The organism is Chelatococcus composti, from assembly GCF_014201415.1.
GTDB classification, from domain to species: Bacteria; Pseudomonadota; Alphaproteobacteria; order Rhizobiales; family Beijerinckiaceae; genus Chelatococcus_A; species Chelatococcus_A composti.
Genome location: NZ_JACHEH010000002.1, coordinates 613,636 through 624,425, shown reverse-complemented (window position 1 = coordinate 624,425; position 10,790 = coordinate 613,636). Strand labels below are relative to the sequence as shown.

The 10,790-nt window shown below is 69.0% G+C and carries 9 protein-coding genes; 5 read left to right on the top strand and 4 right to left on the bottom strand.

What is annotated here, in order from left to right:
- From HNQ73_RS18235 to HNQ73_RS06190, 3 genes are all read left to right on the top strand, one after another.
- Positions 1 to 121, top strand: a 121-nt coding sequence (locus HNQ73_RS18235) for a DNA translocase FtsK (protein WP_183333288.1), incomplete at its 5' end; no start/stop codon positions are given.
- Positions 122 to 233: 112 nt separating this feature from the next.
- A complete protein-coding gene (locus HNQ73_RS06195; RefSeq protein WP_183333286.1) occupies positions 234 to 1,055 on the top strand; it encodes a LolA family protein in 822 nt (273 codons plus the stop codon).
- 130 nt (positions 1,056 to 1,185) lie between these two features.
- Positions 1,186 to 2,001 (top strand): exodeoxyribonuclease III, encoded by an 816-nt coding sequence (locus tag HNQ73_RS06190; protein WP_183333284.1) that lies wholly within the window; start codon positions 1,186 to 1,188, stop codon positions 1,999 to 2,001.
- A 79-nt stretch (positions 2,002 to 2,080) separates the two neighbouring features.
- Here the strand turns inward: HNQ73_RS06190 and HNQ73_RS06185 are convergent, their stop codons facing one another.
- The 3 genes from HNQ73_RS06185 to HNQ73_RS06175 form a co-directional block, all read right to left on the bottom strand.
- Positions 2,081 to 4,402 (bottom strand): Tex family protein, encoded by a 2,322-nt coding sequence (locus HNQ73_RS06185; RefSeq protein ID WP_183333283.1) that lies wholly within the window; start codon positions 4,400 to 4,402, stop codon positions 2,081 to 2,083.
- A gap of 117 nt (positions 4,403 to 4,519) precedes the next feature.
- The gene (locus HNQ73_RS06180; protein ID WP_183333280.1) at positions 4,520 to 7,687 is read right to left on the bottom strand and encodes an efflux RND transporter permease subunit; all 3,168 of its coding nucleotides are present in this window, start codon (positions 7,685 to 7,687) and stop codon (positions 4,520 to 4,522) included.
- Positions 7,688 to 7,746: 59 nt separating this feature from the next.
- Positions 7,747 to 8,925, bottom strand: coding sequence for an efflux RND transporter periplasmic adaptor subunit (locus HNQ73_RS06175; protein ID WP_183333279.1), 1,179 nt, complete (start codon positions 8,923 to 8,925; stop codon positions 7,747 to 7,749).
- Between the two features lie 213 nt (positions 8,926 to 9,138).
- Between HNQ73_RS06175 and HNQ73_RS06170 the strand changes: the two genes are divergently transcribed.
- Together HNQ73_RS06170 and HNQ73_RS06165 are read left to right on the top strand one after the other, a co-directional pair.
- Complete coding sequence (locus HNQ73_RS06170; RefSeq protein ID WP_183333277.1) at positions 9,139 to 10,062, top strand: 2-dehydro-3-deoxygalactonokinase; 924 nt, start codon at positions 9,139 to 9,141, stop codon at positions 10,060 to 10,062.
- A gap of 53 nt (positions 10,063 to 10,115) precedes the next feature.
- The gene (locus HNQ73_RS06165) at positions 10,116 to 10,352 is read left to right on the top strand and encodes an Lrp/AsnC ligand binding domain-containing protein (protein WP_183333275.1); all 237 of its coding nucleotides are present in this window, start codon (positions 10,116 to 10,118) and stop codon (positions 10,350 to 10,352) included.
- A 2-nt stretch (positions 10,353 to 10,354) separates the two neighbouring features.
- Here HNQ73_RS06165 and HNQ73_RS06160 read toward each other — a convergent pair whose 3' ends face one another.
- Positions 10,355 to 10,786 carry a hypothetical protein gene (locus HNQ73_RS06160; RefSeq protein ID WP_183333273.1) on the bottom strand — a complete coding sequence of 144 codons (432 nt, stop codon included), beginning with the start codon at positions 10,784 to 10,786 and terminating at the stop codon, positions 10,355 to 10,357.
- Positions 10,787 to 10,790 lie beyond the last annotated feature (4 nt).

The following is a 10,790-nucleotide window of genomic DNA, read 5'->3' as shown; positions in this document are numbered from 1 at the left end:
CGGCTACAACCGCGCCGCATCCCTCATGGAGCGCATGGAGAACGAAGGCATCGTCGGACCCGCAAACCACGCAGGAAAACGCGAGATCCTGGTCGAGGCGCCGGGCGGTGGCGACGAATGAGCCGTCGCGCTTTCGCCACAGCAATGGCATACCTGACTGCGAGCGCAGGCGTATTGTGCCGGCGCACCACTCCGGCCGGAACCGCCCCCGGCAACCGGCCGTTGGAAAGACGATGAAGACGCTACGTTTCGCAAGCTTCGTTTCGGCTCCGCTCCTCGCCCTCGCAGCCACGCTCGCGGCGGCCCAGCCCCTGCAGATCCATCCACCGGTGGTGCAGCCGGCAAGGCCCGCTTCCCCGGCCCAGCCCGCCGCACCGCGTCCGGCCCCCGCGCCTGCGCCCGGCGTCGCGCCGCAGGCGTCCCTTCCCGCATCGCATCCGCTGCCGCCGCGCCGGCCGGCCGACCTGCCCACGGAGCGCGCTCCCGCGCCGGCCACCAGCGGCAGCGACACGGCGGCGAGGCCCGCCCCGGCCGCACCGGCACCCGCCGCGACGGTGCCGACCAGTCCGCAGGCGGCACTCGCCCGGGTCAACGCCTATCTCAACGGCATCGACACGCTCACGGCCAACTTCCTGCAGTACAGCGGCGACGGCCGGCAGGCGACGGGCTCGCTCTACGTGAAGCGGCCGGGGCAGTTGCGCTTCCAGTACAACCCGCCGAGCACGCTCGAGATCGTCGCCGACGGCCGCTCCGTCGCCATCCGCGACAAGAAGCTGCGGACGCAGGACGTCTACTCCATCGGCCAGACGCCCCTGAAGTTCCTGGTGCAGGACCGGGTTGACCTTGCCCGCGACGTCAAGGTTCTCGACGTGCGCACGGCACCGTCCGGCATGGTCGAGGTCGAGTTCGAGGACAGTTCGACCCTCGGCGGCACGTCGAAGGTGACGATTATCTTCGATGCGAAGGGCAACGTCCTGAAGCAGTGGATTGTCGTTGACCCGCAGGGCTACGAGACGTCCGTTGCCCTGCAGGACGTCAACGTCGTGCCACGCTAGGAAGCGCCGGATCGGCCCGGAGAGCGGCCGGCGCCCTGCCCCTTGCAAGGGACCGCGCCAGAGGCCAAGTTCGGGGCCCGTTTCCCCTCCGGCCGAATCGCTCGCGGCCGATGAGGCCGAAGGCCGAGGCATGAAGCTCTCCGTCACTACCTGGAACATCAATTCGGTGCGCCTGCGTCTTGATCTCGTGGCGCGCCACGCCGCCGAAGTGCAGCCCGACGTCATCTGCCTGCAGGAGACGAAGTGCCCCAATGACCGTTTTCCGCTGAAGGCGCTGAAGGCGCTCGGCTACGAGCACATCGCCTTCCATGGCCAGAAGGGCTACCACGGTGTCGCCACGCTCTCGCGCCTGCCGTTCTCGGCGACGGAATCGATGAGCTTCTGCGGCAAGGACGACGCCCGCCACCTCGCCGTCACCTTCGGCCCCGGCGCGGGGGCGGCGAGCGGCATCACCATCCATAACTACTACGTGCCGGCCGGCGGCGACATTCCCGACCCGGAGCTCAACCCCCGCTTCGCGCACAAGCTTGCCTTCCTCGACGAGCTGATGCGCTGGAGCGACCGGGCAAGGCCCACCGCCACGCCAAGCATCCTCGTCGGCGACCTCAACATCGCGCCCTACGAGAGCGACGTGTGGAACCACAGGGCGCTGCTCAACGTCGTCAGCCACACACCCGTCGAGACCACGCGCCTGGAGGAATGGCGGCAGGCGGCCGGCTATGTCGACGCCGTCCGCCACCTCACGCCGGAGCCCGAGCCCGTCTTCACCTGGTGGAGCTACCGCTCGCCCGACTGGGCGGCAGCCAACAAGGGCCGGCGGCTCGACCACGTGTGGCTCGCCCCCTCGCTCGTCCCGACCCTGAAAGGCGCCACTGTCAGCAAGGCCGCACGCGGCTGGGAGCGTCCGTCGGACCACGCGCCGGTGACGGTGACGCTGGAACTGTGACCGACACGTGAGGCTCGTGCCTCGCCCTTCCCCCGCGCGGCGGCGGAAGGGATGGCCGGCCGCAGCCGCGCCCGAACGCCTACCGCGTCTTTCGCCGCATGGCGTCGGCGAGCGCCGCGGCCAGAGCCCCCTGGGCGCCGCCCCTGGCCGGCCGGTCGTCGTCGCGCCGCGGGCGCGACGCCTTGTCGGCGCCGGACGCCGGCCCGCGCGGCCCCGACGCCGCGTCGCCGCCGTCCCGGCGCATGGAGAGCGCGATCCGCTTGCGCTTCACGTCCACCTCGAGCACGCGAACCGTGACCACGTCGCCGGGCTTCACCACCTCGTGCGGATCCTTGACGAAGCGGTCGGCGAGCTGAGAGACGTGCACGAGCCCGTCCTGGTGGACGCCGATGTCGACGAAGGCGCCGAAGGCGGCGACGTTTGTCACCGTCCCCTCCAGCACCATGCCGGGCTTGAGGTCCGAGATCTCCTCAACCCCCTCGGCGAAGCTCGCGGTCTTGAACTGCGGGCGCGGATCACGGCCGGGCTTTTCCAGCTCCGCCAGGATGTCGCGCACCGTCGGCAGGCCGAAGCGCTCGTCGACGAAGGCCGCCGGGTCGAGGCTGCGCAGCACGGCGCTGTCGCCCATGAGCGAGCGCACATCGCGCCCGCAGGCGGCGACGATGCGCTTGGCAAGGCCGTAGGCCTCCGGATGTACCGATGAGGCGTCGAGCGGCTCGTCGCCGTCGCGGATGCGCAGGAAGCCGGCGCTCAGCTCGAAGGTGCGCGGGCCGAGGCGCGGGACGGAGAGCAGGTCGCGGCGCGTGCGGAACGGCCCGTGCGCGTTGCGGTGCGCAACGATGGCCTCGGCGAGCGAGGCACTGAGGCCCGAGACGCGGGCGAGCAGCGGCGCCGAAGCCGTGTTGAGGTCGACGCCGACGGCGTTCACCGCATCCTCCACCACCGCATCGAGCGCGCGGGCCAGCTGGTGCTGGTCGACGTCGTGCTGGTATTGCCCGACACCGATGGATTTTGGCTCGATCTTCACGAGCTCGGCGAGCGGGTCCTGCAGGCGCCGGGCGATGGAGACGGCGCCGCGCAGCGACACGTCAAGCTCCGGCAGCTCCGCCGAGGCGATCTCCGATGCCGAGTAGACGGAGGCGCCCGCCTCGCTCACCACCACCTTGATCGGCCGCCTGTCGGCCGGCAGCCTGCCGAGAAGGTCGGCGACCAGCCGGTCGGTCTCGCGGCTCGCCGTGCCGTTGCCGATGGCGATGAGCTCGACCTTGTGCCGGGCGATGAGGGCGGCGAGCTCGGCCTGGGCGCCGGCGACGTCGTTGCGCGGCGGGAAGGGATAGATGGTGGTCGTGTCCACCACCTTGCCGGTTCCGTCGACCACGGCCACCTTCACGCCGGTGCGGATGCCGGGATCAAGGCCCATGGTGGGGCGCGAGCCGGCCGGGGCGGCGAGCAGCAGGTCCTTGAGGTTGCGGGCGAAGATGCGGATCGCCTCCTCCTCCGCCCGCTCCCGCAGGGTCGACAGGAGGTCGACCGACAGGTGCAGCGACAGCTTCACGCGCCAGCACCAGCGCGCCACCTCGGCGAGCCAGCGGTCCGCCTCCCCGCGCTCGGGAGCGATGTCGTAGGCGGCCCAGATCATGCGCTCGACCGGCTTCACCGGCGCAGGATCGTCCGCATCGACCTCGATGTCGACGGTCAGGATTTCCTCGTTGCGGCCGCGCAGCATGGCGAGGGCCCGGTGGCTCGGCGTCGTCGCCCAGCGCTCGGCATGGTCAAAATAGTCGGAGAACTTGGCGCCTTCCTCCTCCTTGCCGGGGACGACCCTGGCATGCACGAAGGCTTTCTCGTGCATGTAGCGGCGCAGACGGCCAACGAGGTCGGCATTCTCGGCGAAGGTCTCGGTCAGGATGTCGCGCGCCCCGTCGAGCGCCGCCTTCACGTCCGGCACCTCTGGCCCGATGAAGCTCTCCGCCAGCGCTGCCGGCACCACGCTGCGGTCGGACAGGATGCGCTCGGCGAGCGGGCCGAGGCCCTTCTCGCGCGCCATCTCGGCGCGGGTGCGACGCTTGGGCTTGAAGGGAAGGTAGAGATCCTCGAGCTCGGCCTTCGTGCCAGCGGCGGCGATGCGGGCGTCGAGCTCGTCGGTGAGCTTGCCCTGCCTGCTGATCTCCTCGCGGATGGCGGCGCGCCTCGCCTCCAGCTCGCGCAGGTAGGTGAGCCGCTCCTCAAGCTTGCGCAGCTGCGCATCGTCGAGGCCGCCCGTCACCTCCTTGCGGTAGCGGGCGATGAATGGAACGGTCGCCCCCTCGTCGATCAGCCGGACAGCGGCGATGACCTGTGCTGGCCGCGCGGAGATGTCGGCTGCAATGACGGAGGCGATGCGTTCCAGAACGTCGGACATGCGGCTTCCATGGATGGTTGGGCGCAGGAGGCGCGACAATAGAAACTCGCCCCCCTCAAGCCAACCTCGCGCGGCGCCACGGGCGCCGCCTCGTCCACATGCGAGGCCGCGCCGGCCTCAGGCGGCCGCCGGCGGCTCGGAGGCCGCCTTGGGCGCCTTGCGGCCGGCCCACCACTCCTCCAGGCGTTGCAGCACCGTGTAGAAGGACGGCACGAAGAGCACCGCGAGGCAGGTGGAGGCCAGCATGCCGCTGAAGACGGCGATGCCGATGGACTTGCGCCCGTTGGCGCCGGCGCCCTCGGCGAGTACAAGCGGCACCACGCCCAGGATGAAGGCAAAGGACGTCATCAGGATGGGCCGGAAGCGCCGGCGCGCCGCCTCCACCGCCGCGTCCACGATCTCCATCCCCTCGGCCCGCTTCTCGCGCGCATACTCGACAATGAGGATCGCGTTCTTGCTTGACAGCGCGATGAGCAGGATAAGGCCGATCTGCGTATAGAGGTTGTTGGCCACGCCGAGCGCAGCGAGGGCGCCTACGGTGCCGAGCAGGGCGAGCGGCACGGCGAGAATCACCGACAGCGGCTGAATCCAGCTCTCGTACTGGCCGGCGAGCACGAAATAGACGAGCAGCACGGCGAGGCCGAAGACGTAGTAGATCTGGTCGCCGACGATCTTCTCCTGATAGGACATGCCGGTCCATTCGTAGCCCATGCCGGCCGGCAGGGTCTCCCGGGCGATGTCCTCCATCAGGGCCATGACCTGGCCGGAGCTGAAGGCGGCGGACTGCATGCCCGTGATCGTCGCCGCGGGATAGAGGTTGTAGAGTGAGACGACCGACGGGCCTTCCACCGGCCGGATGTCGACGAGCGTGCCGAGCGGCACCATCTCGCCGTTCTGCGCCTTGACCTTCAGCCGTTTCACCGCCTCGACCGTCTGACGGTAGGCCCCTTCGGCTTGGGCGTAGATCTGGAACACCTGGCCGAAGCGCGAGAACTGGCCGACATAGGTGGAGCCGATGTAGTTCTCGAGCGCCTGGAACACCTGTCCGACGGTGACGCCGAGCGTCTCGGCCTTGGTGCGGTTGATGTCGATGTGGAACTGCGGCACCGAGGCGCGGAAGCTGCTGAAGGCGGTGCTCACCGCAGACTGGGACTTGGCTTTGTCCACGATATCGTCGGTGACGTTCTGCAGCTTTTCGAAGTCGCCGCTGCCGTCGCGCAGCTGCACCACGAAGCTGAAGCCGCCGGCGTTGCCGATACCCTGGATGGGCGGCGGCGGGATCACCACGGTGGACGCCTCGAGGATGTTCTCCTCGAGGGCCTTGCTGAGACCCGTGTAGATGCCGAGCAGACCCTGCTCGAGGTGGTCCTCGCGCTCCGCCCAGTCCTTCAGAACCACGTAGGCGGCGCCGGCGCTCGGCACGCTGGCGTTGTTCTCGAGGATCGAGATGCCGCTGATGGTGAAGACCTGGTCAACGCCGGGCACGGACGCGACGACCTTCTGCACGTCGTCCAGCACCTTGTTGGTACGCTCCAGCGAGGCGCCGTCGGGCAGCTGCACGTTGACCACCATGTAGCCCTGGTCCTCGATGGGGATGAAGGCGGTGGGCAGGCGCGACATGCCCCAGAAGGCGAGCGCGATCAGGCCGAGCGCGATGACGACCATCACATGGCTGGCCTTCACCATGTGGTGGATGACGCCGGCATACCAGCGCTCGCAGGCATCATAGATCCGGTTGAAGCCGCGGTAGATGAAGTTGCGCTGCTCCGGCGGCGTCGGCGGACGCAGCCACAGGGCGCACTGGGTCGGCTTCAGCGTGAGGGCGTTGATGGCGCTGATGAGAGCGGTTGCGGCGATGACGAGCGCGAACTGCTGGTACATCTGCCCGGTAAGGCCCGGCATGAAGGCCGCCGGCAGGAACACCGACATGAGCACCAGCGTGATGCCGATCACCGGACCGGTCAGCTCGCGCATGGCCTTCACGGCGGCCTCGCGTCCCGACATGCCCTGCGCCATGTGGTGGGCGACACCCTCCACGATGACGATGGCGTCGTCCACCACGATGCCGATGGCGAGCACGATGGCGAAGAGCGTGGAGATGTTGACGGTGAAGCCGAGGGCCGCCATCGCCGCGAAGGCGCCGATGATGGTGACGGGCACCGTCGTTGCCGGCACGAGCATCGCCCGCCAGTCCTGCAGGAACAGCATGATGACGAGCAGCACGAGGACGCCGGCCTCGATCAGCGTCTTGTAGACCTCGTCGATGGAGGCCTCGACGAAGGTGGTGGTGTCGAACGGCACCGAATAGGCGAGGCCCTGTGGGAAGGTCTTGGCCAGCTCGTCCATCTTGGCGCGCACCGCCTCGGCCACCTGGATGGCGTTCGCGCCCGGCAGCAGGAAGATGCCGATGCCGGCGGCCGGCTGGCCCTGCATGGCGAAGGCATAGCTGTAGGACTGGGCGCCGAGCTCAACCCGGCCCACGTCCTTCAGGCGCGTGATGCGCCCGCCATTCTCGCCGTCGACCTTGACGACGATGTTCTCGAAATCCTCGGCCCGCTCGAACCGGCCCGTGACGTTGAGCGTGTACTGGAAGTTCTGGCCCGCGGGCGTCGGCGGCATGCCGATGACGCCGGCCGTCACCTCCTGGCTCTGCTGCTGGACCGCCTGGATCACGTCGCTCGGCGTCAGCCCGAAGGTCTGCAACCGGTCGGGGTTGAGCCAGAGGCGCATGGCATACTGGCCCGCGCCGTAGATGCCGACGCTGCCCACGCCCGGCACGCGCGCCAGCTCGTTCTGCAGGTTGATGACGGCGTAGTTGGCGAGGAACAGGCTGTCGAAGCGCTTGTCCGGCGAGGTCAGCACCACGTACATCAGCACCGACGTGGACTGCTTGCGCACGTTCACGCCCTGCACCTGCACCGACTGCGGCAGCTGCGCGAGCGCCGCCGAGACGCGGTTCTGCACCAGGATCTGCGCCTCGTCCGGATCGGTCCCGATCTCGAAGGTGACGGTGAGGTTGTAGGAGCCATCGCTGCCGCTGGTCGAGTTCATGTAGATCATGCCCTCGACGCCGTTGACCTGCTGCTCGATGGGCAGGGCGATGGTCTGCATCACCGTCTGGGCGCTGGCGCCCGGATAGCGGGCCGACACCGCGACCGTCGGCGGCGTGACGTTGGGATACTGGGAGACGGGCAGGCGCATGAGCGCCACAGCCCCGATCACGACCGTCAGCAGCGCGATGACGTTGGACAGAACCGGCCGCTCGATGAAGAAGCGCGAAAACATGGGGCTGCCTCGGCGTTCGTGGGCGGCGCCCCCGGGGCGGCGCCACGGGTTGCGCAGGTTCAGGACTTGGCGGCGTTGCGGCCGGTCATCTGGGTGTTTTCGGGAGCGACCTTGTTGCCGGGCACGGCCCGCTGGATGCCGACGACAACCACCCGGTCTCCCGCATTCAGACCGCTCTCGACGACACGCAGGCCATCCTCCTGCAGGGCGCCGACGGTGATGGTGCGCTGCTCGACGACGTCGTCGGGACCGACGACGTAGACATAGTTGCCGAGCTGGCTGGAGCCGATGGCGGCATCGTCGACGAGCAGGGCCCTGTCGGTGTGGTGCACGGCCACGCGCACCCGGACGAAGAGGCCCGGAATGAGGGCGAGATTCTTGTTCTCGAAGATGCCCCGCACCGTCAGCGTACCCGTGCCGGGGTCGACCTGCGGCGCGATGTAGTCGATGACGCCCTTGTGCGGATAGCCCTGCTCGGTCTGCAGGCCGATCTCGACCGGCACGTTCCTGAGCTGCTCGGGCGTGCGGCCCTGGGCGGCGAGCGCTTCGTTGATGCGCAGCACCTGCTGCTCGTCGACGTTGAAGTAGACGTAGATCGGGTCGAGCTGGACGATGCTCGCCAGCTTCGTCGGCCCCCCGTAGCCGACGAGGGCGCCCACGTCGACGAGGTGGTTCGTGACGACTCCGTCAAAGGGCGCCACCACCTCCGTATAGCCGAGGTTGATCGTGGCGAGGGCAACGTTCGCCCTGGCCGCGGCGACGTCCGCTGTCGCCTGGTCGAGGTTCGTCTTGGCGTCCTCGACACGGGCCTTGGACGCGAAGTCCTGCTGGCCCAGCCGCGACTGGCGGTCGTACTCGTTCTGGGCGTTGAGCTGGCGAGCGAGAGCGCCTTCGAGGCTGGCCTTCGCCTGTTCGAGCTGCGCCTCGTAGGTGTCGCGCTGAATGGTGAAGAGGCGCTGGCCTTTCTTCACCGCCTGGCCGTCCTTGTAGTCGATGGAGGTGAGGAAGCCCTGCACCCGCGCCTCGAGGTCGACGGCGTTGTAGGCCTTGGTGTTGCCGGTGAGTTCCATGTAGGTGGTCACCGGCCGCTCGACGGGCGTTGCGACGAGAACCTTCGGCGGCGGCGGGGGCACATAGGTGTTCTCCTCGCCACAGGCGGCAAGTCCGGCCGCCATGACGAGAGCCGGCAGGACGCGGCAGCCGTGCCGGCGAATTTTGCGAATCAACCACGCGCCCATGGGCTTTCCCCCCGAGTACCGCAAGCTGTCCGGAGGGCCGAAGCAGGGTTCCGGTGGAATGCCCTCGTCCGCGACAGTCTTCCAACGCCACTACAGGAACAGTGCAACGAAGAGGTTAATCTTCGTCCTCCGGGGCGTCGAGCAAATCGCGCTTGCCCGTGGACAGGGCGCACGCCTTCCGGCATGTAGCCGCGCGTGAGGGAGGATCAGCGGATGCGCGAAACGGTGCTCGTCGGTGTCGACTGGGGGACGACCAACCTCAGGGCCTATGCTTTCGGTGCCGACGGCTCAGTCCGCACCAAGACCCACCGCCCCACCGGCATTACGCGCATGAGCGGGCCCTACGGCGACCTTCTCGAGGAGCTCTGCCGCGAGCTTGGCGCCGGCGCCGATACGCCCGCCCTGCTCTGCGGCATGGTTGGCAGCCGCCAGGGCTGGATCGAAGCGCGCTACATCACCACCCCCTGCACGCTCGACGGCCTCGTGGAAGGGCTGGTGAGCGCGCCGCACGCGCCGCGCCATGTGCTTGTGGTGCCGGGGCTCGACTCGCAGTCGGGCAGCGCGCCCGATGTCATGCGCGGCGAGGAGACACAGCTCCTCGGGCTGATGGAGAGTATCGGCGCGGGCGAGCGGCTGGTGTGCATGCCCGGCACCCACTGCAAGTGGGTGCAGCTCGCCGGCGGGCGCATTCTCGACTTCCGCTCCTACATGACGGGAGAGGCCTTCGCCGCGCTGAAGGACCACACCATCCTCGGACGGCAGATGAGCGAGGGCGCGGCGCACGATGCCGCCGCCTTCGCCAGGGGCGTCGCCATGGCGCAGGAGGCCCGCGGCCGCGGGCCGGGCGCGCTACTCAACCTTCTCTTCGGCGTGCGCACGCTCGGCCTGTTCGACAGGCTCGGCCCCGAGGCCGCGCCGAGCCTGATGTCCGGCCTCATGATCGGCGCCGAGATTGCCGACGCGCTCGGGCCGCAACCGCCGGCCGAGCCCGTCGTTATCGTCGGCAGCGCCGGCCTCGGCGCTCGCTATCGTTACGCGGCGGAGGCGCTCGGCGTGCCGACGGTCGTCGCCGACGAGGACATCGCGACGCGGGGGCTGTGGGCAATCGCGCGGGCGGCGGGGCTGGCGAGCGGCTAAGCTTTCCGCAACGGCTATTGATTCGCTCCCACCGCGGTGGCAGGAGTTGCGGGATGCAGACCTTCTTTGTCCAGATCAAGTGCAAGCTCGGCAAGACCTACGCGGTTGCCCGCGAGCTCGCCGACCGTGAGATCGCCTCGGAGATCTACTCGATCGCCGGCGACTACGACATCATCGCCAAGTTCCACGTGGACCGCGACGTCGACATCGGCCATTTCGTCGCCGAGAAGGTGCAGACGATCGACGATATTGCCGACACCCGCACCATCATCACCTTCAAAGCCTTCTGACGTCAGGCTGCGGCTGCCGCCGCCGCGCGCGAATCCATCGCGCCGAGCCTGGACGCGATGACGGAGACGAGGTGCCGCTGCCGGCGCTGCGAGCAGCGGTTCTGCGCCCGCACCACCGCCATGAGCTCGAGGGCGACCGCCGCATCGAGCTGGCGGATGTGATGGGCGGTGAGCCCGCACGCCCGCATCAGCCCCGCGAGCCGGCGGGCGACCGGCCGCTGCTCCTGCACCGGCAGGTCGGCCAGCGACATGATGATGAGCGCGCCGTGCAGGCGCACCAGACTGTCGGCGTGCTGCGGATCGTGTGGGAGCCAGACGCCGTACGTGTACCGGAGCAGGTCGTAGATGACGGGCACGGCCCTCAGGATCGTGCGTAACTCCCCGTCTCGACCGGGAACGCGCAACTCGTCGTCGGACCAAGTCGGCAGCGACATGGCG

Coding starts and splice junctions, on each gene's coding strand:
- HNQ73_RS06170 (WP_183333277.1), top strand. CDS start 9,139: ATGCGCGAAACGGTGCTCGTCGGTGTCGACTGGGGGACGACCAACCTC.
- HNQ73_RS06175 (WP_183333279.1), bottom strand. CDS start 8,925: ATGGGCGCGTGGTTGATTCGCAAAATTCGCCGGCACGGCTGCCGCGTC.
- HNQ73_RS06190 (WP_183333284.1), top strand. CDS start 1,186: ATGAAGCTCTCCGTCACTACCTGGAACATCAATTCGGTGCGCCTGCGT.
- HNQ73_RS06180 (WP_183333280.1), bottom strand. CDS start 7,687: ATGTTTTCGCGCTTCTTCATCGAGCGGCCGGTTCTGTCCAACGTCATC.
- HNQ73_RS06160 (WP_183333273.1), bottom strand. CDS start 10,786: ATGTCGCTGCCGACTTGGTCCGACGACGAGTTGCGCGTTCCCGGTCGA.
- HNQ73_RS06165 (WP_183333275.1), top strand. CDS start 10,116: ATGCAGACCTTCTTTGTCCAGATCAAGTGCAAGCTCGGCAAGACCTAC.
- HNQ73_RS06195 (WP_183333286.1), top strand. CDS start 234: ATGAAGACGCTACGTTTCGCAAGCTTCGTTTCGGCTCCGCTCCTCGCC.
- HNQ73_RS06185 (WP_183333283.1), bottom strand. CDS start 4,402: ATGTCCGACGTTCTGGAACGCATCGCCTCCGTCATTGCAGCCGACATC.